28 protein-coding genes are annotated in these 19,800 nt (G+C 64.8%); 8 read left to right on the top strand and 20 right to left on the bottom strand.

Annotated features, from left to right (window positions below; all coding sequences use genetic code 11):
• Positions 1-9: 9 nt before the first annotated feature.
• From LC039_RS22495 to LC039_RS22400, 20 genes are all read right to left on the bottom strand, one after another.
• A complete protein-coding gene (locus LC039_RS22495; protein ID WP_226628423.1) occupies positions 10-366 on the bottom strand; it encodes a hypothetical protein in 357 nt (118 codons plus the stop codon).
• Positions 366-785 carry a phage tail tube protein gene (locus tag LC039_RS22490; RefSeq protein ID WP_226628421.1) on the bottom strand — a complete coding sequence of 140 codons (420 nt, stop codon included), beginning with the start codon at positions 783-785 and terminating at the stop codon, positions 366-368. The genes LC039_RS22495 and LC039_RS22490 overlap by 1 nt, the downstream gene beginning before the upstream one ends.
• Positions 786-856: 71 nt before the next feature.
• Complete coding sequence (locus tag LC039_RS22485) at positions 857-1,318, bottom strand: hypothetical protein (protein WP_226628420.1); 462 nt, start codon at positions 1,316-1,318, stop codon at positions 857-859.
• Positions 1,305-1,637 (bottom strand): hypothetical protein, encoded by a 333-nt coding sequence (locus tag LC039_RS22480; RefSeq protein WP_226628419.1) that lies wholly within the window; start codon positions 1,635-1,637, stop codon positions 1,305-1,307. Before LC039_RS22480 ends, LC039_RS22485 begins: the two co-directional genes overlap by 14 nt.
• A 4-nt stretch (positions 1,638-1,641) precedes the next feature.
• Positions 1,642-1,974 carry a DUF2190 family protein gene (locus LC039_RS22475; protein WP_226628418.1) on the bottom strand — a complete coding sequence of 111 codons (333 nt, stop codon included), beginning with the start codon at positions 1,972-1,974 and terminating at the stop codon, positions 1,642-1,644.
• An 89-nt stretch (positions 1,975-2,063) separates the two neighbouring features.
• Complete coding sequence (locus tag LC039_RS22470; protein WP_226628417.1) at positions 2,064-4,184, bottom strand: head maturation protease, ClpP-related; 2,121 nt, start codon at positions 4,182-4,184, stop codon at positions 2,064-2,066.
• On the bottom strand, positions 4,171-5,613 hold the full coding sequence (locus tag LC039_RS22465) for a phage portal protein (RefSeq protein WP_226628416.1): 1,443 nt from the start codon (positions 5,611-5,613) through the stop codon (positions 4,171-4,173). The genes LC039_RS22470 and LC039_RS22465 overlap by 14 nt, the downstream gene beginning before the upstream one ends.
• A gap of 1 nt (position 5,614) precedes the next feature.
• Positions 5,615-5,818 (bottom strand): phage head-tail joining protein, encoded by a 204-nt coding sequence (locus LC039_RS22460; RefSeq protein ID WP_224917787.1) that lies wholly within the window; start codon positions 5,816-5,818, stop codon positions 5,615-5,617.
• Between the two features lie 5 nt (positions 5,819-5,823).
• Positions 5,824-7,992 (bottom strand): terminase gpA endonuclease subunit, encoded by a 2,169-nt coding sequence (locus tag LC039_RS22455; protein ID WP_226628415.1) that lies wholly within the window; start codon positions 7,990-7,992, stop codon positions 5,824-5,826.
• Between the two features lie 8 nt (positions 7,993-8,000).
• On the bottom strand, positions 8,001-8,669 hold the full coding sequence (locus tag LC039_RS22450; RefSeq protein WP_226628414.1) for a DUF1441 family protein: 669 nt from the start codon (positions 8,667-8,669) through the stop codon (positions 8,001-8,003).
• A gap of 121 nt (positions 8,670-8,790) precedes the next feature.
• Entirely contained in the window at positions 8,791-9,405 is a 615-nt protein-coding gene (locus LC039_RS22445) for a hypothetical protein (protein WP_226628412.1), read from the bottom strand.
• A 218-nt stretch (positions 9,406-9,623) separates the two neighbouring features.
• Complete coding sequence (locus LC039_RS22440; RefSeq protein WP_226628410.1) at positions 9,624-10,079, bottom strand: hypothetical protein; 456 nt, start codon at positions 10,077-10,079, stop codon at positions 9,624-9,626.
• 171 nt (positions 10,080-10,250) lie between these two features.
• A complete protein-coding gene (locus LC039_RS22435) occupies positions 10,251-10,634 on the bottom strand; it encodes an HNH endonuclease signature motif containing protein (protein ID WP_226628408.1) in 384 nt (127 codons plus the stop codon).
• A 221-nt stretch (positions 10,635-10,855) separates the two neighbouring features.
• Positions 10,856-11,521, bottom strand: coding sequence for a transcription termination/antitermination NusG family protein (locus LC039_RS22430; protein WP_226628407.1), 666 nt, complete (start codon positions 11,519-11,521; stop codon positions 10,856-10,858).
• Positions 11,518-12,111: a hypothetical protein gene (locus LC039_RS22425; protein WP_226628405.1), complete on the bottom strand. Its 594-nt coding sequence runs from the start codon at positions 12,109-12,111 to the stop codon at positions 11,518-11,520. Before LC039_RS22425 ends, LC039_RS22430 begins: the two co-directional genes overlap by 4 nt.
• A gap of 183 nt (positions 12,112-12,294) precedes the next feature.
• On the bottom strand, positions 12,295-12,927 hold the full coding sequence (locus LC039_RS22420) for a hypothetical protein (protein ID WP_226628403.1): 633 nt from the start codon (positions 12,925-12,927) through the stop codon (positions 12,295-12,297).
• Positions 12,924-13,223: a hypothetical protein gene (locus LC039_RS22415; protein WP_226628402.1), complete on the bottom strand. Its 300-nt coding sequence runs from the start codon at positions 13,221-13,223 to the stop codon at positions 12,924-12,926. The genes LC039_RS22420 and LC039_RS22415 overlap by 4 nt, the downstream gene beginning before the upstream one ends.
• On the bottom strand, positions 13,220-13,681 hold the full coding sequence (locus LC039_RS22410) for a helix-turn-helix domain-containing protein (RefSeq protein ID WP_226628400.1): 462 nt from the start codon (positions 13,679-13,681) through the stop codon (positions 13,220-13,222). Before LC039_RS22410 ends, LC039_RS22415 begins: the two co-directional genes overlap by 4 nt.
• Entirely contained in the window at positions 13,681-14,142 is a 462-nt protein-coding gene (locus tag LC039_RS22405) for a hypothetical protein (protein WP_224917805.1), read from the bottom strand. The genes LC039_RS22410 and LC039_RS22405 overlap by 1 nt, the downstream gene beginning before the upstream one ends.
• Before the next feature lie 255 nt (positions 14,143-14,397).
• Positions 14,398-14,643, bottom strand: a complete 246-nt coding sequence (locus LC039_RS22400; protein WP_226628398.1) for a carph-isopro domain-containing protein — start codon at positions 14,641-14,643, stop codon at positions 14,398-14,400.
• Positions 14,644-14,681: 38 nt separating this feature from the next.
• Here LC039_RS22400 and LC039_RS22395 point away from each other — a divergent pair, with 38 nt between their 5' ends.
• From LC039_RS22395 to LC039_RS27000, 8 genes are all read left to right on the top strand, one after another.
• On the top strand, positions 14,682-15,029 hold the full coding sequence (locus LC039_RS22395; RefSeq protein WP_226628397.1) for a helix-turn-helix domain-containing protein: 348 nt from the start codon (positions 14,682-14,684) through the stop codon (positions 15,027-15,029).
• A 257-nt stretch (positions 15,030-15,286) separates the two neighbouring features.
• Positions 15,287-15,472, top strand: a complete 186-nt coding sequence (locus tag LC039_RS22390; RefSeq protein WP_226628396.1) for a hypothetical protein — start codon at positions 15,287-15,289, stop codon at positions 15,470-15,472.
• A gap of 322 nt (positions 15,473-15,794) precedes the next feature.
• Positions 15,795-15,998 (top strand): hypothetical protein, encoded by a 204-nt coding sequence (locus LC039_RS22385; RefSeq protein ID WP_226628395.1) that lies wholly within the window; start codon positions 15,795-15,797, stop codon positions 15,996-15,998.
• A gap of 349 nt (positions 15,999-16,347) precedes the next feature.
• Positions 16,348-16,623: a DUF2312 domain-containing protein gene (locus LC039_RS22380; protein ID WP_226628585.1), complete on the top strand. Its 276-nt coding sequence runs from the start codon at positions 16,348-16,350 to the stop codon at positions 16,621-16,623.
• Entirely contained in the window at positions 16,623-16,898 is a 276-nt protein-coding gene (locus LC039_RS22375) for a hypothetical protein (RefSeq protein WP_226628394.1), read from the top strand. Before LC039_RS22380 ends, LC039_RS22375 begins: the two co-directional genes overlap by 1 nt.
• Positions 16,898-17,116, top strand: coding sequence for a hypothetical protein (locus LC039_RS22370; RefSeq protein WP_226628393.1), 219 nt, complete (start codon positions 16,898-16,900; stop codon positions 17,114-17,116). Before LC039_RS22375 ends, LC039_RS22370 begins: the two co-directional genes overlap by 1 nt.
• The gene (locus LC039_RS22365; RefSeq protein WP_226628392.1) at positions 17,116-18,531 is read left to right on the top strand and encodes a DNA cytosine methyltransferase; all 1,416 of its coding nucleotides are present in this window, start codon (positions 17,116-17,118) and stop codon (positions 18,529-18,531) included. Before LC039_RS22370 ends, LC039_RS22365 begins: the two co-directional genes overlap by 1 nt.
• Complete coding sequence (locus tag LC039_RS27000) at positions 18,516-19,310, top strand: DNA cytosine methyltransferase (RefSeq protein WP_226628390.1); 795 nt, start codon at positions 18,516-18,518, stop codon at positions 19,308-19,310. The genes LC039_RS22365 and LC039_RS27000 overlap by 16 nt, the downstream gene beginning before the upstream one ends.
• Positions 19,311-19,800 lie beyond the last annotated feature (490 nt).

Here is a 19,800-nt window from a genome sequence, read left to right as displayed (position 1 = left end):
CGAGGTAGCTTAGGCCCCCGGCCCCGGCGCCGCGTTTCCCTCCGCACCCCTGCGCTCAGCATCAGAGATATCGGCGGCTTCGGGCGCCGCGGCCCGCAGAACCCGCATCACCGCGTCCATGTCCCGGCTGAGGAGGTCACCTGCCTCCTGCAAAGTGGCATCGGGCTGGTGGTGCAGCATGCAGACATAAGCGACCATGCGGAGATCGCGGATCCCGATTTTGCCCTTTTCGACATCTTCGAACGCCTTCATCGCGTCCTTGCCCGTGCGATCCTCGAACTCGCACATGGCGTTGAAGTCGAAGCGCAGCCTCCAGTTTCTGTCCTCGACCGTGACGTCGACTTCTCCAAGAAACCTGTTTGCCATTACGCGATCACTTCTTCGCTGAGCCGGAAGGTCGCGACCGCCGTCATCTTGTCGTTGATGGGCGCGGTGCGGCTGTAGCCCTTCAGGAAGCCCGAATATGTTTCCGGAACTGCGGCGACATCGTCGGTCAGGGTGATTTCGACGAGCACCTCCTCGCGGCTTGCGCGCAGCGACGTAAGCAGCACGTCCGTATCACTGCCCGGGATGTAGTTCATTGGAATTGCGACCTCGCCGCTATCGGTGAGCCCCGCGATGAACTGCTTGCGCCGACCAGGCGATTTCATGTGGGTGATTTCCACCTCGTCAACCTGCTCATCGGGCATCTCAAGATCGCCGAGCAGGTCGAGGGTGGTCCAAGTCGGCGTTTCTCCAACACCGATGCGGACGATGCTTCCGTAGCCGATCATTCCATCGGGCATCTTGTCTCTCCATTTTCAAGAGGTGGGGACCGGCGGCGTCGCCGCGGGATGGTGAGGGCCAAGTCGGCCCGTCAGAGGGTCACGGAAGGATCGTGACGAGGAAGGATAAGGGTGGCCTCAAAACTCACGCGGCGGGCTGCGAAGACCACTTCGCCTCGCTGAACGTTCACCTCGGAGCCGACGGGCCGGATCATCATGACCAGCCCGCCGAGATTGTCGCTTGCGGCGATGGTGCGCTCGACATCGAGATGCATGTCGTCAACCTGATCGAGAGCGGTCTGATCGACACCCTCCGCCTGCAGGACAAAATCAATCAGCACCTGCCGACGATCCGTGCGCATGCTGTCAGAATCGATCCGCTCCGAGCGGCAATAGCAGTAGATCGCGGGCAGCAACTCTTCGGGAACCGCTGCATCGATCGGCGGATGTTCGAGTATGGTCACCTCGCGGGTCTCTGCTCCGACGATGACCGAAAGGCCCGCCGAGGACAGCAGATCAGCTGAGGCAATGCGCAGGGCTTTAAGCGGATGCACTGATCATCTCCAACTTCAAGGTCAGGCGAGCATCGTCGGCGGGGCTGCCTGACGGCATGCTGGACAGAACGCGATAGGTTTTTCCGTTTCCGGGCTTGACCGTGCTGCCTCGCATCAGGTCTTGGAGCTTCAGCCGGTCGCCAGACAGGGTGGGAAGGACCGTGGTCACCTCTTGACCATCGCGGCCAAGGACGAGCACTGGTCCCTCTCGGAACACCGCCTGCTCGGCACGCTCCGCGCCACCTTTCGGCTGCACGGTCACGGAATCCCCGAGCACAGCATCGAGGATCCCGGTCATACCCGCGAAGACGCTGGTCATCGCGTCAGCGAATGGCGCCGTCGAGCAGCACCGTGCCGGTGGACGAAGGGTTCTCCGCAGACGCCACCGCTGCACCGCACAGGGTGTTGTCGGTCGCAACGGTGGTGAACACCTTTGCGGTGTCATCCCAGTAGATGGGCGCGCCTGCAGTCCAGGCCTGCGCCGAGGTCTTCGCAACCTCGAAGACGCCGGTGCGCACCATGACAACCTCGTCACCCTGGGCCACGGCTTCCTGTGCGATACCCACGAGCGCGCCGACGAGCATCGCCTCACCTGCGACACGGGCGTAGGGCGCCACGACGGTCAGGTTCGCGCCCGGCTGAATGTAGTTCTTCATCTCTTTCACCTTTCGGTTGGGCCATGCATCTGGCCGCTATGAAAGACGGGCGGCCGCGCCGCCCGTCACAAACTCAGCTCGGCTGCGAGTTAGGCGCCGGCGTTCTTGTAGGCGCCGCGGTATTCGCTGGCCGCCGCGCCGAAGATATGGCGCGCGTCCATGGTCACGCGATCGGGGTTCATGCCCTCGATGGTCTGCACGGTCGGCGCCTCGTAGCCTTCGAGGTAGGCCACCGAGATCGGCGGCAGGTCTTCCGAGATCAGGTACCAGGAAGTATCCGAACCGCCCGCGGCCGCACCGATGTTCGGCACGGTGACCGGGCGGAGCGTTCCCTTGTAGGGGTTCGCATCGCCGTCCTTGGCCGGGTTGGTCGCCGTGGCGAACTGAAGCGCGGCGACCTCAAGCGCGGGCGGCACCAGAAGCACGTTCGGCTCGACCTGTAGGAAATCGTCCTTGTCCTTCGTGCCGAAAGCCGTCTGTTCCCAGAGCGCCTTGCGGCCCGCGCCGACGGAGGCAACCGAGATCACCGCGGCGGTGCCGGCGAGGTTCTTGTGATCGGCGTGGAACAGCGCCTTGTCGTCGGACTTCAGCTTGGCGTTGGCGCGGATCAGCGACCAGACCATGCTGGATTCCATCACACGCGCCGCCATGGCGAATTCGCGCGGGATGCGGTCGAAAGCGCTCATGTCGTCGTTCACCACCGCCTCGAAGGTCAGGTGAATGGTGCGACCGCGACGCTCGACCTTCAGACCCTCTGCCTCGTCGCTCAGCGTCGCCTGCTGGTATTCCCCATTCGCCAGCACCGGTTTGAGCTGGAAATCCCCGCCGAAGCGAACTGCGTGCAGCTCGCGGAAGTCGGCGGCAGTCATCGGCGCCCCGGCCACCACCTGCCAGTTTGCACCGCGGCGATTGTATTCCGCGATCAGGGTGCGGCTCATCACCTCGGTGGTGATGTAAGCGAAGTCGCTGACGCCGTGAGCGCCGCCGAGCATGGTGGTGGCACGCATCCCGGCGTGAAGCGTCGCCGACTCGGAGTAAGACCGGCTCTCGCCCGCAAGTTCCATGGCAAGGCCACGCAGCCGCATGCCGCGATATTGTGCGCCCGGGCCTTCGTAATTCCGCATCATCGCCTGCACGAGACCCTCGCGGCGCGTATCGGTCTCGTCGCGGGTGATCTGCGCGGTCGGGGAAGCGCTGCGACCAACCGGCTCAGCGGCCGCCATGATCGACATGAAGCGCGCCGAGGCGTCGGCGACCGAGGTGCCGTCATCGATCAGCGTGTCGACGTCCGACTGTGCGAGACGGCCCGAGGTCACGAAGGTTGCGGCCATCTCACGGATACCGCGGGCCCGGGCGCGCTCCGCAAGAGCCGCGTCGGGCGTGGTCATGACAGGCGCCGGATCAGCAATCGCGGCGGTCGGGGTGACGGCAGGCGCCGCCGTGTTGGGCTTCGACATGGTCGTGGTCTCCATTTCAGAGGAAGGGGCCGAGATGGCCGAGATGCCGCCATCCGGCTCGGAGCGTGCGGCGGTGGAATTGTTCGGAGGCAGGTGGCCTTCGCGCTTGCGGACATGCATGGCCCGGAAGGACTTGGCGGAGAGCGTGTAAGCCTCCTTTGCCGCTTCCATCGTCGCATACGCAGCAGCGGGCACCCGGTCGGTTTCCGCTGCGCCGTCGATGGAGTCGGCGAAACCTTCGGCAACCGCCTCTTCGGGCGAATACCAGGTCTCTGCCTTCATGATCTCGCGCACCTCCTCCGGGCTCTTCCCCGAAGCGGACGCGTAGACCGAAGCATAGAGGTTTGCGGCGCGGTCCAGATCGTCGGCCGCCTTGCGCAGTTCCTTCTCCGTGCCCCAGGCGTAGCCCGACGGATCATGGATCATCAGCTGCGAGCCGCCCGACATGCGCCGCGTCGTGCCCGCCATGAAGATGAGAGAGGCCGCCGAGGCGGCGAGGCCCTCGACGACGATGTCGGTGCCGCCCGGGTGACCCGCGAGGATCGCGCGCACCTGCTCGCCTCCCCAGACATGTCCACCATCAGAGTTCAGCCGAACGATCACCCGGCCCTCGCCGAGCTCCTGCAAGGCTTCGCGCACCATGCGCGCGCTGAAGAACACCTCGTCATGAAGCATCCACGCGGCGTATTCGTCCAAGATGACGGGGCCGCTGAGGATAAGCTCCCCCGCGACAATGAGGTCACTCGCCTTCATCGGTCTCTCCTTCTTTGATTGCGGGCGCCGCCTTTGCCTTCGGCGTGATGGTCACACCGGCGTCCTTGTCGGCTTTTGCGTCCTGTTCGCGCTCTTGGCGGATGGTGTCGGGATCGCGGCCCAGCTCGCGCTGAGTGCGCTGCCGGCTGTTCAGCCCTGCGTCGATCTCTTCGATCATCGCGGGGATTTCCTTGGTCGGATCGACGAGGATGCGGCGCGGCGGCGTCCAGTCCATCTCGAAGCGCAAACCGCGGTGCCCGGCGAGCGCCAGGCCCTCGCGGAACCAGCGCTCCATGCCGAGGCAGAACTGGCCGATCATCAGGTTGCGCTGCCACATACGGACAAGCCGATCCATTTCCATCCGGCCCATCCGGCCCGAGGAGAAATTCACGCTGCGCAGGTCGCCCGCAAGGCTTTCGTAGGTCACCCCGAGACCCACCGCGACCGTCGCGAGGCCCCGGCGCATGAAGTCGTCGTAGCCGTCGACAGTCGGCGGCTCGGTGAAATGCGGCTTGGCACCGACCGGCAGATCGACCACCGCGCCAGGTGCCAGCTCTTCGAGGCCCTGCCCCGCACCAGACGGTCGCGCCGCGCCGTCATCCCACTCTATGATCACCGCCATCAGCGCCGCCATGCGCTGTTTGAGGATCTGCGCCTCTTGGTAGTCCGACAATTCGCCGAGCGTCATCATGACCGGCGCGAGCCACGGCACACCGCGCAGCTGGCCGGGCCGGTCGAAGCGGCGGATGTGGATCACGTCCGACCAATGCACGCGGGTCGAGGTCAGCGCTTTTCGGTTCAGCACCGCCCCGGGGTGTTCATTGTAAAGGTGGTAGGCCTCGATCGCGCCCGTAGGCCCGTATTCGACGCCTTCGATCACCAGGTTGTCGCCCCAGCTCTGGATCGTGTGGTCGAGCAGGTCCACCTCGAGCAGCTCGACCTGGTAGGGCAGCCGCAGGTTCCGGCTGAAACGCGTGTTGCGCATCCGCCGGCGCACCAGCACCTCGCCATCGGTGAAGACGGTCGACATGACGATGCCCTGCATCTCAGACAGGTCGTATTCCCCTAGCGCGTCGATGTCGGTGCTGGTGAGGTGCGGCAGGAAATCCGCGACCGTCGCCTTGGCATTGCCTTCTGCGCGGATGCTTGGGGTGATCCCTTCCCCCACCACGTTCGCGACGATCACGTCACGCCCGCGGGCGGCATAGGCCCGGTTCCGAACGAAGTCGCGGCTCATGTTCCGCAGCCGCACCCGAGCGCCGTAGGCGGCGGCATCGGCCGACGAGCCCGGTGCCTTCCATCCATATGTCCGCCGCCCGCGCGATGCGGCATCATAGTTCATCAACGTCTTGGTCTGGGCACGGGCCCGGGCGCGGCGCAGACCGGCGGTCGGGTTGAAAAACCCGATCATGCTGTCGAGCGGGTTCATGTCAGAGACCCCGCGAGGTGCGCGGATATGAGACGCGGAAGGCGCCCGCCACGCGGCCCGCGACCTCGTCTTCCATCATGCGCAGCGTGGACTTCATCTCTTCGAGCGTCCGGTACTGTACCTCTTCGCCGTTGAGACGCACGCGCGTCACGCCCTTGGCGATGGCAGCCTTGAGCTGGTCCACATCGGCCTGCGTCCATGCCATCCGGTCTATCTCCTTTTCAGCCAGCCGATGCTGCGACGAGGCGCAGGCGGCGGAGTTTCTGCCGGCGCTGGCGCGGCTTCGGGTTCGTCGTGTTCTGGCTCGGCCGCGATACCGGCCACCGCGAAGGCGTTGCCGGGCCCGAGCACCGCCCAATCCGGCGGCGCCTCCGGATTGATCCGGTTCAGCCCCTTGTGCTCGGCGGTCGCGAGCGCCTGGACCGCGAGGTCCAGCGTCTCGTTGCGGGTCACACCCTGCTTTTTCTCGTAGCCCTTGGCGGTGCGCTGCTCGGCGAGGAGCTCGGCCAGCGCCTCGGTCTCGATCCAGTCCGGCACATGCTGCGCGCCGATCCCGCGCTCGAGGCGTCCGAGCGCCGAAAGCACGCTGTCCTTCAGCCGGTCCACCGCCATGTTGAGCAACTTGATGCCGCGGGCTTTCTTGCCCTTCGAGCCGCGCTCCGGCGCCTCCAGCCAGACCCGGTCTCGCTGGTGGAACCCGCCGCGCCCGATCGAGAGGAACCAGAGGTGTCCCTGATTGGCCCGCCGGCGCGCCCGCCAGAACTTCTCGGCGTTATCGGACCAGCCTGCCGGGCCGTTGAAGTCGATGGTCAGCGCGCAGGGCTTCAGCGCCCAGCTCTCACCCTCGACTTGGTATGCCTTGTCGGCCAGCTCCAGGAGCACGTCGGCGTCCTCAGCGTAGCGACCGGGATCGATCAGCCGATACCGACCATCTTCGTTCTTCGCCCGCGGTGCGTGGTCCGGCGGCTGCGAGATCGGGAAGCGGTCGATCACGACGCGCTCGCCCTGCTCTCCCCAGCCCATCACGAGGATCTCGAACCGATTGCCCTGCACGTCGATCGAGACCGTCACGAAGCGGCACCAGTTCGGAGCCACGCCGCGGGGCAGCGTCACCGCTGCCTCGCGCAGCTTCGTCGTCGTCAGCTCGTCTTCGTCGGCATCGACCGGCCGCTTGAACGGCTCGGCGCGCTCGGTGAAGAACACGCGCGACAGCTCGGTGTAGTCGCCGAACTGCTCGGCCTGCCGCAGCGCGCCGAGGTAGGAGCTGACCAGCCCCTCCCAGCTCGCGAAGGCCGCTGCCGCGCCGTTGAGGCTGTAGCTCGCGACGTCCGTCGCGCGCAGGGCCTCGTCGTCGATCCGCACCAGCGCCCGCTTACCGTCCTCGACCTGCGAGCCTTCGTGCAGCCAGCCGCCGTGACCAGCCAGGGCGCGCCGGTTCAGCTCGATCTTGTGCCGGTGGGCATAAAGCTCACCGCAGTCCGGGCATTCCATCTGCGCCTTGGCGCCCGCCTCGGCGGGTTCGAGCGTGTCGTCGTAGACCAGGCGCTCGAAGTGAGGCTCGAAGAGTTCGCTGCAGTTCCGGCATTCCCAATACCAGCGCCCGCGCGTGCCCTCGTTGTAGATACGCACGATGCCGCCCGAGACCGGCGGCAGCTCGTGCGGATTCATCGGACCGGCTTTCCAATCGTCTTCGGTCACCGGGAAGGCCGGCGAGCTTTCCAGCAGCACGCCGCCCCGGCTCATAAAGGTCCGGATACGCTGGCGCGCCATGCCGTAGGGGCTGCCCTCGGGCGCATCCTTCGGGCCCAGCACCTGCTTCATGTGGTCGTAGTCGGTCATCAGCACCAGGCGCTGGCTGCGCGAGGACAGCTGGTTCGCTACCGGGTAGCCGATGCTGAGCCGCATCCCGCGAAAGCGCTTGCGGCTGAAGGTGTCGTCGTCGCGGCCACGCCCGAGCCGGTCAAGAACCTCGGGGCTGTGCCTGATCGCCGGGTTTAGCTTCTCCTCGACCCATGCGTCGGCGTCCGTCTTCGTCATGTGGATCACCTGCACCGGGTCCGGGGCCGAGGTGATCGAGTGGAATGCCACCGTCATCAAAAGCTGTGTCTTGCCAGACTGCGAGGGTCCGACGAAGCAAACCGCCTTGAACCGGCGCGACTGCGTCATGTCGGCGGGCTCGACGGTGTAGGGCGTGACCATCCGGTCGAACGGGCGCCAGTCGCCCGCCACCGGCACCCGCATGTAGCGCTCGGCCGCATCCGTCACCGTGATCCGCGACGGTGGGTCGAGCAGCGGCAGGCAGTCGCCGAGAATCTCGGTGGGCTGCCGCCAGGACGGCAGTGGCGGGATGTGCCGGACCGAGCTGGCCCGGTCAGCCATGACCACCATCAGAGCAACCCGGCCCGATCGGTCCGGCCCGGCAGCTGCGCCACCTGCGCGCCGCCGAGGATCTCGGTCTCGATACGCTCGCGCACCTTCAGCAGCAGCGCATCGCAATGGCGCTGCACCCTGGTGACCTCGTCCGCGTTCAGCCCAAGCTCACGCTCAAGGTGATCGGGCAGCGTGCTGAGCGAGGTGCGGGTGATCCCGACGAGGTCCTCGAGCAGCTCCTGCACCCGGCTTGCGCGCACCAGGTCGCCCCGCTGCTCGGCAACGCGGTTACGGTGATACTCGGCCTCGGACCACTCGCGGAGTTCCTTGGCGGTGAGGCCAGATTCCTCCGCCTCCTGCCCGTCATCGAGGTTGCGGAAGAGCAGCGCATTCTGCGCATTGCGCTCGTCGCGGCGCAGACGGGTCTTCTTGTCCTCGGCCTCGCGGTGCTGTCGCCACGCCCAGCACTCGGTGAGGCTAAGCTCGTAGGCAACGCCGTTCCGACCACCGGCCAGAACGGGCATCCCCTTCCCGATCCAGTCGGTGATCGTGTTCTCCGACACGCCGAAGACGCGGGAGAGATCGGTACGGTTGAGCGGCTCGCCGTCGTCGACCACGCCATCCGGGAGCGGGTAGCGCGTGACGTCGAGCACGCTCCCGTCCGGAAGCGTGAGCCGTTCCTGCATCTCGATTTCCTCTGCAACAACAACAGGAACCCCAACAATCAGGGTTCGCCGGTTTCGGCCTGTAAGATGTAACGGGGTGCGAATAACCCCTGTGCGGGGGCATGGGGGGAAGGACCCACGCCTAGATTTTTGCCTTCAGGGTCCGCGTCAGCGCCCGGTCGTAGGCCGCGGGCGCCGCCGCCGTCGCCACCTGCCGGCCGTGATCTTCCATCGGGAACCGGGCCGAGTAGCTCGGCACCGTGTCGGAGAAGGCCAGCACCTTGCGGATCGTCTCGCCGCGCCGCTCATAGACCCCCGGCGACAGCGCGCTCTCGGCCTGCGGCACGAAGTAGCCCGCGCGGCGTCTACCTGCCCTGCGCCGTGAAGCCGCCGTCGTGTTCTGATAGGCATCGCCCTGCGCCTTCACCGACGAGAGCACCTGCTGGATCAGGCCGGGCGAGATGTTTCCGTAGCGGTTCCGCCGCGCGGCCCGCGTCGGCAGCACCGACTGGATGATCCCCTCGTACTTCAGCCGACGAGACAGCAACTTCTCGAAGCCCGTCTGCGAACGGCGACCGCCTTGCTGCTGCACCTCGAGGTAGTGCTTGCCGACCGGCTTATCCTTGCGCTGGACCGTCGCCACCGGGTTCTGCGGCGTGGCCTTGCGCACGAAGAAGGCGTTCAGCGTGTAGGGTACCGGGTTGTCGAAGACCCGCGCCATCAACTTCTTGTTCTCGCGGAAGACTTCGAAAGCCATGTCGTTCAACGCCCAGGCATTCATCCGAGGCAGATCGGTCCGAAGGTTGTCGAGGTTGCGGTTCAAGTTGCGAAGGTCAGAGGCATCAATACGCATACGGACCCTCTCAATAAAGAACCCCGGCAGCAGCTATGCCGCGCCGGGGACATCATGTTCGCATCGAGCGCTGATCCAAAACCTAGGACCAGCACTGAGAAAAGCTGCGCATAAGTTCGGGACTATGCGTTTCGGTGAAGAAGGAATTTCAATCCTGAGCGAAGCAGGAAGAAGAGCACGATTGCCGCAATAAATACTCCGAAGAGGCCAAGATATTGTACATCGAACGAGCTTGGGTTTCTCATGAGCGATATTAGTTCGAAAGAAAAGCCACCGGCACCGCCTAGAAGGCCCCCAACCATTGCCCCTAGTCCTGCTACAGCCAGCGCCGGAACCCCAATTCCGGTTCCCATAGCGACAACGCCGATGCCCCCTACGGTGGCCGCCAATCCTCCACCGATAACTGCCCCGCCAACAAAGCCCGCAGCTGGCGCCACAAGCCGCGAAAGAAGGCTTTTCTCTTCAATGAATAGGCCTGCCACCAAGAAGACGAACAGCACCGATAGAAACGCTGCGAAGACCGCAGGTAGGTGCCGCCCTGACCAACGCAGTGCCTTTTGCCACAACTCAGAGACCATTCTCACCTCGTCACTTTACCAAGCTAATCAACCTTGTATTCCTTAAAGGTGCTTGTACGCAGCTCGGCAAGACCCAAAAGTGACGACCGAAGTGGCTTTCTTCTCCATATCTTTGGGCACCGATAGAGCGGTCTGGGCGTCGGTTTCCGCTCCCCAGCCCAGATTTTTGACCTACCCCCGGCCCCCGTGGAAAACCTCTCGGGCCGTCTTCCGGCTGTGGCAACGGTGGCAGAGGGCCTGCCAGTTCGCCCGATCCCAGAAGAGCGAGCGGTCGCCCTTGTGCGGCACCACGTGGTCAACGTCGGTCGCGGGCTCGACAACCCCAAGCTCGTCGCAGTCAACGCAGCACGGATGCCGCTGAAGGAAGAGCCGCGCCGCCGCCTTCCATCTCGGATCGGCGTAGAGCGCTCGGGCAGCGGCAGCGTGGGGCGTGGCCTGTGCCGCCGCCTTCTGTCCGGCCCGCTTCTCGTCTTGCTCGGCCTGATGCTCAGCGCACCGAGGCTTACCGGTGAGTGCGATCTCTTCGCAGCTGGGCGCCGCGCAGAGCTTACGCATCGCCGTGCCCGGCTGCTGGCTGAGGGAAGAGGTCCATGCCCATAGCCTAGAAACGACAAAGCCCCGCACAATGGCGGGGCTCGGGACACAGTGCAGGCGTGTCAGATGTGGCGTTCGAACCCATCCTCGCCGCCCACCCGCTCCGGTATCTGTCCCTCTCCGGGAGAGCACTCGGAGCATGAGGCCTGTATCGGCAACATAGGAATCGCCGCATCGTCCTGTCAACTCTCTTTCGCAGCCAGCCCCACGAGTGTTTCCCCGGTGGTGGTGACCGAGCTCTCCCGCCCGAAGAGCTCGAAGCGCACCTTGATGCCGCCCGCCGCGTCGACCTCGACCACCTCGCACTGGAAGCCTTCGAACGGCCCAGCACGGAACATCGCCCGATCACCAGCTCGCACACGCCGCGCCGCCGCAGCTTTGCGCCGCTGCTCTTGCCGCTCATCTTCCTGCCGCAGGTCACGCGCCCGCATCTCGTGCAGAGAGGCCAGACGCTTCGGCCCGAGCACGCCCCACTGACCATCTGACCGGCAGAGCGCGCCGGTCAGGAAGGGCGAGGTTAGAACACGGTGCGGAACCGGCACACCCGCGAAGCGTGCAAAGACATAGCCCGGAAGGTAGCGACGTTCATACTCCCGCACCCGACCGCGCACCTTTGTCCGTCGCGAGGTCACGGGGTGGAAGGCGTAGACACCGCGGGCCGCAAGCCAACTCTCGGCCTGCCGCTCCTGTTGCGGCCGGCAGAGCAGGGCATACCATGCGCTGTCGCCCGCCTCGAAGATCGACGTCGAGTTGCTCTCGACCGGCACCGCGTCGCCGATCCTGAGGCTGAGGAAGGGGCTGACCATCGTGTGCGCACTCCACTGCTGTTCTGAAATCAAGATACTCATGCGCCACCTTCCGACGCCGCCTCGACGTAGCCGCGCACCTTCGCCTCGGTCTCGTCGTACCAGGCGAGCCACTCCCCATCGCCATCGAAGGGCAGGAGGCCGCGCGAGATGCGATCCCGCACCCGCTCGACCTTCGAGGCGTGTTCGCTGGCGCGCCGCGCCACCACCGCCTTCTCCCGGTAGCTGGTCGGCGGGCGCTTCTTCTCGGTCCAGAACTGATACTCGGCCACCAGCCTGTTGCCCGCCAGCGCCTCGCGCCCGGCCACAGACCGGAACCAGCGCAGCACGGCGGGCAGCTCGCCGAGAGGACGCGGCTCGCGCGCCTCGGCGTAGCCTTCGAAGCTCGCCAGCTCAGGCCAGAAACACCGGGCCGATCCCTGACCCTTCGCCCGCATGCATTGCTCGAGCACCCGTAGGCTCTCATCGCCGAGATAGCCCATGCTGTCAGCAATGGCATCGAGCCGCTTCACCTGCTCAGACTGCTCAGTGCCCTTCGGAAAGCGGAAGCCCCGCGCTTGGAGCGGTGCGATCAGCAGTCTGCGCACCCGGTCACGGTTCGTCTCGGTGGTGGTGGTCTGCTCGGTGGTCATTGCCAGCCCCTTCTCTCAGCAAATCCTGAGTTATCCACAGGTGTCAGCGTTGGGATCGGAGCCGAGCGGAAATCTCTTTTCATTTTTTTTCCTCTCTTTTCCTCTCTTAGAGACGACAGAATGTCTGGAGTTCTGTCACGCTTCCGAACGGTTCTGTCACACGTGACAAAACCGGTTGTTTCTTCATCTCCGGAAATCGGTGGTCCCGAGGTACTCCATGCCCTCGAGGATGCGGACGGCGGTGCGGTTGCCGTGCGGGTAGTTGTCGAGAAGCCAGCGGTGCAGCATCACGACATAGCGGGGGTTTGCGGCGAGGTTCTTGGAGCCGATCTCCTCGACGCTCTTGCGCAGGCGGCTGAGAGCCTGTCGCTCCTGATCCGCCGCCTTGCGGTCCTGGTGCTTGTTCTTCCAGTCCAGCGCATCGAGGGTCACCTCGGTCACACGCTTGTTCATCAGGCGGACTTCGCCGGTCCCGATGATGCGGCACCGCGTCCAGCCGTGGAGCGGGCTGATTTTGCGCCGCAGGTAGCCCTCCCACCGCGCAAGCGGCATGTCCATCATCCAAGCCTGACGCTGCGGCTCAGCCGGAATCGTGCCCACCGGGTCCTGCGACTGGCACTTCGACCAAAGCGTCAAGGCGAGGCCGACCACCTCCCAGTCTTCGATCTCTTTGCAGGCCTTGAAGAAGTCGCTCTCCAAGAAGGCCACGTGATGGAGCTTGAAATAGCTATGCGTCTCCAGGCGCTCGCCCGCAGGGACCGGGTATTCGGGCATATCGGTGACGTCGGACACGCGGGTCAGGCTGACTGTGCTCATCGTGCGTTCCCCTTTGAGTAAGCCATGGCGCGGAGCGACCAGAAGGCCGACATCTCCAGCTCGAGCGCGTACTTGGCCGCGCCGAAGGCGGCTTCGTCATCAGCACGACGAGCCGAGATCACCTCGCACGCTCGACCATGCGCCGGGCCGATCTCGTCACCCGGCAGCGCCATCGGATAGGCAACGAGCGCCTCGCTCAGCATCTGAATGCTGTCAGAGCAGATCGTCATGCCGCCCTTGCGAAGCGCCAGAGAGGTTGCGGCGATGACGAATGTGGCGCGCTCCGGACCGTTCATGCTGCTGCCCTCATGGCTTCTGCCGAATGCGGCTCCAGCATCGTCATGATGCGAGGATCGGACAGCGAGAGACTGAAGGCACCACGGACTGCGGCGCCAACAGGTCCGCTCGCGATGGACGTGCGCGCGCGCTCCTCGGCAATCCGCTGACGTTCTTCTGGGACCGGGTTCGACGGCAGGCCGATCAACCGACGCCGCCACCGGAGGACAGACGCAGCGCTAACCCCGAGCTTCTCCGCGATTTCCGCATCACAAAGCCCCGCTTCATGCATGTCCCTCAATTCCGATTCACTGAATGCCTGCGGGCCTGACGGTACCGAATAGGGATTTCGCGCCAGCCCAAGCGCCTCTCGGACGCGCATGACGGTCGAATGTCGAACCTTGAAGTGATCCCGCAGATTCCGGTCACTCCAACCCTGCGCGTGCAAGCGCCGAAACTCTTCCCTGTCGACCTTCATCAGGCTGCACCCCGGCTGGCGACGATCGAGGCGCGAGCGCGCATCAAGGCTTCGACGGCCTCATCGATCTCGCAAAGCGCGGCTTGGCTCGAAGGTCCGGAGGCCTTTTCGATCACCCGAATAATCGCCGCCTGCGCCTCGCCGCATTCCTTGGCGACCACGCCGCATTGCGAAAAGAGCGAGGTCACGCTGCCTCCGACCTCGACGGGTTGGAAGACGCCGCCGGCCAGCCCCGCAAAGTGCTGCGCCAGGGGAACCGCTGCGGCCGGGCAATCCATGCCCAGACGATGCAGGTAGTTCACACCGAGACCGCCCGGACGGTCTTCGTTGTCCTCCATCCCGTAGGACAGGGTCGAGCCACGAATGCCGAGGAAGTCCGCCACATCCTTGTGACGCTTGCCGGTCGCTTCGACCGCCTCGCAAACCGCGTTCTGGATCGTGCCGTACGTCTGCGCTCTCATGTGAAGGGCCTCGTTTTCGTTTAGCTGGAAGGACTTGGCTACTCCGTTTAGGTTCGGGACCATGGAACGAGTGCAATGTTCAGTGAGTGGTGGCGTTAAGGTGCAGCGCGGGCAGGACCAGGGAGGAGGAAGAGCCCCCGCCCGCGCTGCGGCCCGGCACGAGGGGCGCCGGGATGCTGATTGCGGACCGCAGCCCTTGAAAGAGGGCGCACAGGCACTGATGTGATGAGTGCACGATCGATGAGAATATTTGCATCACGACGCCTCCCGAGAGCTCTCTGGCTGGGCAGGATCGTGCGCTTCGAGAATAGAAGACGCCGTGACGCCAGTGTTGTTTCTGGTCGCTACGCGCAAGACCCCCGCCAAATGCTTCGACGGGATCGAGCCATTTTGAGCCCACCGGTAGACCGCGATGGGCTCGACACCACATTCAATCGCGACCTCTTCCCGCGACCCGACCTTTGCCAGGAGATTTTTTATGCGCTGCTTCATGATCGCCATAATGACTATATTAGTCATTCCGTCAAGGGACTGAAACAGTGATTGCTGATGACTACCGCAGCGAACAATGTTCGCTTATGTCGCTCAAACCAGATTCCCTGCTGCCACCTGACGTGTGGCAGGCCATGCGCAAAGAGGCGGTAGGCCACAGGCTTGCCCTACTTCGCCGCGCGATCGGGAAGACACCATCCGAAATGGCGGACAGCCTGGGAATCGAGCGCACCTACTGGTCGCGCTTCGAAAAGGGGCGCCAGGGGCTGTCAGATAGCGTCGCGGCGCTTCTGACTGTCAGATATGGGGTCACCTTGGACTTCATTATGCTCGGGAAGTGGGACAAGCTTCCTCTCGATCTCGCCGAAAAGATGCGCGCACTCCCTCCTGAATAGGGCGTCCAAACTTTCGCCAGTGCAAGCGGCCCTTAGCGCCAACACATGCAATCTACTCGCCTTCAAAGCCTTCCCCGCCTATAGAACATAACGTGAACACCTAGGCACAGTCAGGTGCCGCTGCGCAAGCTCTAGTCACATCAAATGACTAGAGTAGTCTTTTTTCTGTTGCGTGATGACTGTTTTAGTCATAGCCTACATCTGCATCCGCCGAAGAGGCCAAGCCAATCGCGGATTTGTTTAGGGAGACATCACAGATGGATCATTTTCAGCACCACTTTCGCCAGCTCGGCAACGCAATCCTCCAGGGCAACATCCTCGAGGCATCGCGCCTAGCCGGCGAAGCAGCCGATATTTTTGCGGCTTTCAACGCTGGCGGCAGCACGCCGCCGCCTGCCCTTTCCCTGATGCCCGCGTGGCTCATCGAGGACTGCAGGCAATGATGACTTTGACCACTCATTCTCAATTCGCCCCTTTTTGCGCGGGTCTCCGCTCGCTCGTGTTCGGAAATATCAGCATGTCAGCACCCCTTACAGGTGCCGAATGCAGATTTCCGCCTTGCTCAACCCGGAGTTGCAGCATGAATCGCGTAATCGTTTGCCCCCAAAGGGTAAGATTCTTCAAAAAATTTGTCGCTCTCGGAAATTTTCGAGGACCCAACGTCTTCATCCGACTGCCCAATTCCAAGGCCGCGCGCTTCTGCGCTGCAGCAATTGAGGTCGAGCTTCGCCGCTCGAGCCGCCTTCCCAAAAAGCCGAGGAAAAAATGAACAAATCCAGAAACATCATTCCGTTTCGCGGGCGCGTGTCTGTTCAACATCAGGCTCGCGAGATCGATCTTGCAGCCGCCTTGGAACGCGCACGCCCTGCCGTCATGGCGGCCTGCGAACCTGTCAAAGGCCTGAGGGCTGCGCGCCGCGCGCAAGTGCTGAAAGAGCTCTTCGCCCCCACGTCAAGAACGGCGACCTGATTCACCGCCGGCCCCATGGCCGGCGGCATCCGGCACGGGCGCTGCCAGTCGCCCGACGCAGAGAGAACGCGCAGCGCAAGAAGCCACCACTCACGGACGAGACCTGCCAACTGTCTCACAGGCCTGCGCGCCGGATGCCGCCCGCCATGGGGCCGACACAACGAATGCCGGGCATGAGGCCCGCATCCCCTCGCCGCGACCCAGCATGGATCGTCTGCCCCCAAGACGAACGCGGCGAGGGGCCACATTCCCAAGAGGACTGAGCATGCTGATGCCCCAAGATGCCGAATTTCAGGTGGACACCGCTGGCGCCGGCATGGCTCGCGCGGCGTCGCGCAAGCGCACCCCCATGAAGGAGACCGCCGAGGACAAAGCGGTTTCTGATGGCGCCTATGGCGTCGCCGCCGGTGAAGTGAAGCAGTTCATCGAGCGCTTCGAGCGCCTGGAGATCGAGAAGAAAGAGATCGCCGACCAGCAGAAGGAGGTGATGGCCGAGGCCAAGGGCCGAGGCTACGACACCAAGGTCCTGCGCAAGGTGATCGCCCTCCGGAAGCGCGACAAGGACGACGTCGCCGAGGAAGAGGCGGTGCTCGAAATGTACAAAGCCGCGCTGGGGATGGACTGATGGACACCTACAGCCACATGACAAGCGAACGCGCGCACCGCAAGTCCGCCGACCTTCCGCCCCTTACCCGCGAGCAGGAATACGAAGGCAACGGCCTGCGTGACCGACTCAGCGCCGAGAAACCCGCCGACGCGGGCCTCCAGGAAGGCTGGTGGGCAGCGCTGCTCATCGCCGCAACAGTCGTCACCGGCGGCGTGTGGATAATCTGGAACGGCCTCGACCTGCTTGCCGCCGCGATCCGCGCCGCTGCGGCCTATCTGGCGGGGTGGCTGTGATGCTGGACCCATTCCACGCCGACCAGGTCGAGGCCGAAGGCAATCGCTCGGCCATGGCCGAAATCGACATGCTCAGCGACGTCCGCGATCGCGCGCACCAAGAAGCCCGAGCCCTACGCGACAGCCCCGTCGGCATCGTGTTCGCGGCCATCGCCAGCGTGGCCGAGGACAGCATCCGCAGCCTGAGCAAGGCCGCGAAAGCGGCGGAGGCCTACTGATGCGCGACACCTTCGATTTCCCCGAGCTGCCCGACCGCGCCCTCACCGGCCTGCCGCTGATCGTAGACAGCTTCGCCGGCGGCGGCGGGGCTAGCACTGGCATCGAGATGGCGCTTGGCCGCGGGCCCGACATCGCGATCAACCACAACCCGGCGGCGCTGGCGCTGCACGCGGCGAACCACCCCGAGACGCTGCACTTGTCCGAGAACGTCTATCGCGTCGATCCGCTCGACCATCTCGCAGGCAAGCACATCGGCCTGATGTGGTTCAGCCCGGACTGCAAGCACTTCAGCAAGGCCAAGGGCGGCAAGCCCGTAGCGCGGAACATCCGCGATCTCGCTTGGATCATCCCCGGCTGGATCGATCGCATCCAGAAGAGCGGCGGGCGCGTCGACGTGGTGCTGATGGAGAACGTCGAGGAGTTCGCCGGCTGGGGCCCGCTGATCGAGACCGAGCGCGGCTTGATGCCCTGCCCGGCACGCAAGGGCGAGACCTTCGCCGCCTGGTGCAAGGCGATCCGCAAGCTCGGCGGTAAGATCGAGCGTCGCGAGCTGAAGGCCTGCGACTACGGCGCCCCGACCATCCGCAAGCGGCTCTTCGTCGCCATCCGCTTCGACGGCCAGCGCATCGTCTGGCCAGAGCCGACGCACGGCGCGCCGGATTCGGACGAGGTGAAGGCGGGCAAGCTGCAGCCGTGGCGCACCGCGGCGGAATGCATCGACTGGTCGCTGCCCTGCCCGAGCATTTTCGACAGCAAGGCCGCGATCATGGCTAAGCATGGACTGCGCGCCGTGCGCCCGCTGGCAGACAACACCCTCGCCCGGGTCGCTAAGGGGCTGCGCCGCTACGTGCTGGACGCCGAGCGGCCCTTTCTGGTCAACCTGACCCATGGTGCGCGAACCGAGGATCTGGACGATCCGCTGCGCACCGTGACCGGCGCGAACCGCGGCGAGAAGGCACTGGTAACCCCGTCGCTGGTGAACATCGCCCATGGCGACAGCGGTGGCCGCCGGGAATACCCGCTGACCGAGCCGCACGGCGTGGTGACCGCCGGCGGCATCTCACACGCCGTTGTGGCGCCGACCCTGATGCGCCACTTCGGCGCGTCAGTCGCCGCTGACATCGGGGCCCCGGCTCCGACGATCGTGGCCGGAGGCGGCGGCAAGACAGCACTCGTCGCCCCTTCCATCGCCAAGTTCATGACCGGCGCGACCGGCAGCGACATTGACGCGCCGCTCCCGACGATCACCGCGAACAGCTACCTCAAGCGCCCGGGCGGTGCTGCGCCCCTCGGCATGCTCGCACCCCTGCTGGCCAGCCTGAAGGGCACGACGCGCCGTATGGGCCTCGTAGCGCAGCCTCCCCCACCATCTGCGCCGAAGGCAACCACAGCGCCGTCGTGGCGCCCGTGCTGACCTACGCGCAGCAGGGCGGCCGCTGCCGGTCAATCGAGGATCCGCACCACACCATCTGCGCCAGCAAGAAAGACCAGAACAGCATGATCGCCGCGACGATGGTGCACGTCGGGAACGGCGAGCGGCAGGGCCAAGCGCCCCGCGCCCTCGACATCACCGCGCCGCTGAACACGGTCGTAGCGGGCGGCGTGAAGCATTACCCGGTCGCGGCCTACCTCGCTCAGCAGAACACCGGCCTCGTCGGCCACCACGCCACCGCGCCGCTATCGACCATCGTCGGCAAGGGCTTCACCCAGAGCCCGGTCGCGGCGTGGCTGGCGAAATACTACGGCACCGGCGACGGCGCGCCCGCGACAGAGCCCATGCACACGATCACCACCAAGGACCGGATCGTGCCCATGCAGGCCGAGCTTGCGGCCCCGCCCTTCGACGAGGCGCACGCGCCCCGAGCCCGCCAGGTGGCCGAACTGCTGCGCCGGCACGGCCTCTGGGATGACCGCGAGTTCGTCACCGTCGAGATCGGCGGCACGTCCTTCGTCATCGTCGACGTGGGCATGCGGATGCTCACCCCGCGCGAACTCTTCAACGCGCAGGGCTTCCCGCCCGACTACGTGATCGAGGGCGTCTGTCACGAGCGGGGCGGTGAGTGGGAGTTCGAGGCCTTCCCGAAAGACCTGCAGGTCTCCTGCGTCGGGAACAGCGTCTGCCCGCCGCTCGCCGAGGCGCTGGTGCGCTCGAACTGCGCTCACCTGGTTGCGATGAAGGAGGCCGCAGCGTGAGTGTCGTCGCCCACCAAAAGCCCCGGAATGGGGACATAAACTCCAAACCGGGGCAACTGGTAATGCAAAATCACTGTCTTCAAACGTTTGCCCTCCGCCTCGACACGGGGAAAATTCCAGTGTTCTGTTCCGAAGCCTCTCCAGGCGCGTCAGTCCACTCACGGACCTCGGCCACGCTGCGACAAGTTGCGGCCACAGTCGAGACGCATTCAACCCGCAGTTGCCGAGGTTTCTGTGGACATCAACAGCTAGAGACAGACCGCACAAGGCGTTGTGTGTGTGACAACAAAGTGGCCGATGACATTTCGCGCATTCGCCTTTGCGCGCTGCCGTTTTTCGACGGAGAGTTGTAGTCATGGGCGCCCCTGTCTTCACCGCAGCTGAGCTACGCCGCGCCGCCGAGGTGGCTTCCGAGTTCGGGTGGATTGTCGAGGTCTGCCCACGACGCGGAACCATCCGCCTTGTCCCACAGGAACCCGGCGCGGTAGCC

The sequence above is a fragment of the Alloyangia pacifica genome (assembly GCF_020524285.1).
Taxonomy (GTDB): domain Bacteria; phylum Pseudomonadota; class Alphaproteobacteria; order Rhodobacterales; family Rhodobacteraceae; genus Salipiger; species Salipiger pacificus_B.
This window is presented reverse-complemented; position numbering and strand designations above follow the sequence as displayed.

What these genes read in the sequence shown, in the direction of transcription:
- LC039_RS22495 (WP_226628423.1), bottom strand. Translation starts at nt 366, where the DNA reads ATGGCAAACAGGTTTCTTGGAGAAGTCGACGTCACGGTCGAGGACAGA.
- LC039_RS22490 (WP_226628421.1), bottom strand. Translation starts at nt 785, where the DNA reads ATGCCCGATGGAATGATCGGCTACGGAAGCATCGTCCGCATCGGTGTT.
- LC039_RS22480 (WP_226628419.1), bottom strand. Translation starts at nt 1,637, where the DNA reads ATGACCAGCGTCTTCGCGGGTATGACCGGGATCCTCGATGCTGTGCTC.
- LC039_RS22475 (WP_226628418.1), bottom strand. Translation starts at nt 1,974, where the DNA reads ATGAAGAACTACATTCAGCCGGGCGCGAACCTGACCGTCGTGGCGCCC.
- LC039_RS22470 (WP_226628417.1), bottom strand. Translation starts at nt 4,184, where the DNA reads ATGAAGGCGAGTGACCTCATTGTCGCGGGGGAGCTTATCCTCAGCGGC.
- LC039_RS22465 (WP_226628416.1), bottom strand. Translation starts at nt 5,613, where the DNA reads ATGAACCCGCTCGACAGCATGATCGGGTTTTTCAACCCGACCGCCGGT.
- LC039_RS22460 (WP_224917787.1), bottom strand. Translation starts at nt 5,818, where the DNA reads ATGGCATGGACGCAGGCCGATGTGGACCAGCTCAAGGCTGCCATCGCC.
- LC039_RS22455 (WP_226628415.1), bottom strand. Translation starts at nt 7,992, where the DNA reads ATGGCTGACCGGGCCAGCTCGGTCCGGCACATCCCGCCACTGCCGTCC.
- LC039_RS22450 (WP_226628414.1), bottom strand. Translation starts at nt 8,669, where the DNA reads ATGCAGGAACGGCTCACGCTTCCGGACGGGAGCGTGCTCGACGTCACG.
- LC039_RS22445 (WP_226628412.1), bottom strand. Translation starts at nt 9,405, where the DNA reads ATGGCTTTCGAAGTCTTCCGCGAGAACAAGAAGTTGATGGCGCGGGTC.
- LC039_RS22440 (WP_226628410.1), bottom strand. Translation starts at nt 10,079, where the DNA reads ATGGTCTCTGAGTTGTGGCAAAAGGCACTGCGTTGGTCAGGGCGGCAC.
- LC039_RS22435 (WP_226628408.1), bottom strand. Translation starts at nt 10,634, where the DNA reads ATGCGTAAGCTCTGCGCGGCGCCCAGCTGCGAAGAGATCGCACTCACC.
- LC039_RS22430 (WP_226628407.1), bottom strand. Translation starts at nt 11,521, where the DNA reads ATGAGTATCTTGATTTCAGAACAGCAGTGGAGTGCGCACACGATGGTC.
- LC039_RS22425 (WP_226628405.1), bottom strand. Translation starts at nt 12,111, where the DNA reads ATGACCACCGAGCAGACCACCACCACCGAGACGAACCGTGACCGGGTG.
- LC039_RS22420 (WP_226628403.1), bottom strand. Translation starts at nt 12,927, where the DNA reads ATGAGCACAGTCAGCCTGACCCGCGTGTCCGACGTCACCGATATGCCC.
- LC039_RS22415 (WP_226628402.1), bottom strand. Translation starts at nt 13,223, where the DNA reads ATGAACGGTCCGGAGCGCGCCACATTCGTCATCGCCGCAACCTCTCTG.
- LC039_RS22410 (WP_226628400.1), bottom strand. Translation starts at nt 13,681, where the DNA reads ATGAAGGTCGACAGGGAAGAGTTTCGGCGCTTGCACGCGCAGGGTTGG.
- LC039_RS22405 (WP_224917805.1), bottom strand. Translation starts at nt 14,142, where the DNA reads ATGAGAGCGCAGACGTACGGCACGATCCAGAACGCGGTTTGCGAGGCG.
- LC039_RS22400 (WP_226628398.1), bottom strand. Translation starts at nt 14,643, where the DNA reads ATGGCGATCATGAAGCAGCGCATAAAAAATCTCCTGGCAAAGGTCGGG.
- LC039_RS22390 (WP_226628396.1), top strand. Translation starts at nt 15,287, where the DNA reads ATGGATCATTTTCAGCACCACTTTCGCCAGCTCGGCAACGCAATCCTC.
- LC039_RS22385 (WP_226628395.1), top strand. Translation starts at nt 15,795, where the DNA reads ATGAACAAATCCAGAAACATCATTCCGTTTCGCGGGCGCGTGTCTGTT.
- LC039_RS22380 (WP_226628585.1), top strand. Translation starts at nt 16,348, where the DNA reads ATGAAGGAGACCGCCGAGGACAAAGCGGTTTCTGATGGCGCCTATGGC.
- LC039_RS22375 (WP_226628394.1), top strand. Translation starts at nt 16,623, where the DNA reads ATGGACACCTACAGCCACATGACAAGCGAACGCGCGCACCGCAAGTCC.
- LC039_RS22370 (WP_226628393.1), top strand. Translation starts at nt 16,898, where the DNA reads ATGCTGGACCCATTCCACGCCGACCAGGTCGAGGCCGAAGGCAATCGC.
- LC039_RS22365 (WP_226628392.1), top strand. Translation starts at nt 17,116, where the DNA reads ATGCGCGACACCTTCGATTTCCCCGAGCTGCCCGACCGCGCCCTCACC.